The 530-nt window shown below is 64.5% G+C and carries 1 pseudogene; it reads left to right on the top strand.

From position 1 onward, the window contains the following. A pseudogene (locus tag CLG85_RS27185) lies at window positions 1-530 on the top strand (IS30 family transposase); the annotation flags it as partial.

Raw genomic sequence — 530 nt, 5'->3', positions numbered from 1 at the left:
GCGCCGAGCAGGTCTACCGACATCTCCCCGAGCATCGCAGACGCCGCAGACCGCGGGGTTACCGCCGGTACTAGCGCAGCCACATCTCGGACGCGCAAAGCCTTTCAAACAGACCGGATTGCCTCGCCGAGCGCGTTGAGTTTGGGCACTGGGAGTGCGACTTGGTGATGTTCCGCAAGGAGCACGGCAAGATCAACGTGACCTCCCTGGTGGAGCGTGTCAGCCGCTACACTGCCCTGCTGCGTAACGAGGACCGACGATCGAAGCCGATCATGGAATCCCTCATCCAGGGGCTCTCAGCCCTGCCCGCCGACGCACGCCAATCCATCACCTTCGACCGCGGAACCGAGTTCTCGGCATGGCAGCGGCCCAAGGATGGGATCGGCGCGGACAGCTGGTTCTGCGACCCGCAGGCGCCCTGGCAGAAAGGCACGGTCGAGAATACCAACAACCGTCTTCGCAAGATCCTGCCTCGCTCGACCGAGCCGTCGCCATCGTCGCTCGGACCGATGGCGCATCCGATGGCGACC

This window comes from Alloyangia mangrovi (assembly GCF_002300555.2).
GTDB lineage: Bacteria > Pseudomonadota > Alphaproteobacteria > Rhodobacterales > Rhodobacteraceae > Salipiger > Salipiger mangrovi.
This window is presented reverse-complemented; position numbering and strand designations above follow the sequence as displayed.